The following is a 1,305-nucleotide window of genomic DNA, read 5'->3' on the forward strand; positions in this document are numbered from 1 at the left end:
ATGCACCTCGGGGAACTGAGGTTCGGGTCATCAGGAGCTTGCGAGAATTGTGCATATAACCAGGTGGTCAACGGGACGCCAACTACGCGTTGCTCCGTTGGCGCCCATTACCACAGCGTTATGTTTCGTGAGATATGTACGAGCTACCTGAAGAATCGCACTGGCAAGATTTAATTGGGCAAGAGGTTAACCAAATCTCCGTCGGCCCTTATGATGCCCAAGTTGCCTTTGAAAAAGGGGCCGTGATGCAGGCCCTTCATAGGTTAGAAGGCGAAGTTTCTAGTGTCCGTGGTCTTTGGTTTGACGGTGAGTGGGTAACTACGGAAGGAGTTATTCATGTGCCCCGGAAAACGGTCATTTCAATCAGCAACGAATCGCCGCTGATTCTGAAGGTAGCTTTAACTGGTGAGGTTTCGCTCTTCTTCCATACAGAGGTTTCGCAATACGAGAGCATCCACGTTACATACCCAGATGGCTCTCTGGAAGTGATATGAACCGTCGGGTGTCAAAACATAACCAGTGCAGGCACGGCGACACCTACTACATTGCGCCTTCGGCTCCATTCCGTAGGTGCGCATGCTGCAAGCGTTATGCACTAAGGGAGAAACTATGAGTATCAAGGATGATTGGGGGAAAGTTAAAGCAGTGCTGGAGCAGGGACAAGCCTCGACTCTCTATTGTTCAATCGCAACGGTGAACCCGGATGGAACACCTCACATAACGCCTGTTGGCACAGTATTTTTGGGTGAGGATCAGCGAGGTTATTTCTTTGATCATTATGCCCAAGCTTTGGGTAGCAATATTGATCAAAACCCTCACGTATGCATTATGGCGGTAAACGCTGGCCGCCTTTTTTGGCTGCGCTCTCTATTAAAAGGTCGCTTCGTTGCCCCACCTGGCGTGAGGTTGTACGGCAAAGTTGGGCCAATTCGTGAAGCTACTCCCGAAGAAGTCGAAAAAATAGAAAAACGGGTTAAGCCGTCGAGCTGGATGAACGGCGCTCGGCAGCTCTGGACAGATTTTACCCACGTTAGAGACATTGAATTTACCCACTACAAGCCAGTCACTTACCCTGTGATGATGGATGGCATGTGGCCGAAACATGCATAACCAGGCAGTCAACCGGACACCAAAAGCGTACCGCTTTTGATTCCCTGCGCTGGCGCTCCGGTGCCGGTTACCTAAGCGTTGAGGCTGTAGAAAAACCCCGAAATCGCGCCTCGGTTTGATAGGATTGAGCAAACAGACAAGGAGCCGTCAGATGCCCAAAGCCAAGCCCCGCTTCAGGCCCTATAGCCACGACCA

General features: G+C 50.9%; 2 protein-coding genes. Both read left to right on the forward strand.

The window, feature by feature from the left end:
• The first annotated feature begins 134 nt into the window (after positions 1-134).
• On the forward strand, positions 135-494 hold the full coding sequence (locus FE848_RS18555; RefSeq protein WP_200205395.1) for a hypothetical protein: 360 nt from the start codon (positions 135-137) through the stop codon (positions 492-494).
• 115 nt (positions 495-609) lie between these two features.
• A complete protein-coding gene (locus FE848_RS18560) occupies positions 610-1,110 on the forward strand; it encodes a pyridoxamine 5'-phosphate oxidase family protein (RefSeq protein WP_200205397.1) in 501 nt (166 codons plus the stop codon).
• Positions 1,111-1,305: the final 195 nt, after the last annotated feature.

The organism is Marinobacter sp. 1-3A (genome assembly GCF_016597775.1).
In the GTDB taxonomy this organism is placed as follows: Bacteria; Pseudomonadota; Gammaproteobacteria; order Pseudomonadales; family Oleiphilaceae; genus Marinobacter; species Marinobacter xiaoshiensis.

Excerpts from the sequence above, each read along its gene's own strand:
- FE848_RS18560 (WP_200205397.1), top strand. The coding sequence starts at position 610 with ATGAGTATCAAGGATGATTGGGGGAAAGTTAAAGCAGTGCTGGAGCAG.
- FE848_RS18555 (WP_200205395.1), top strand. The coding sequence starts at position 135 with ATGTACGAGCTACCTGAAGAATCGCACTGGCAAGATTTAATTGGGCAA.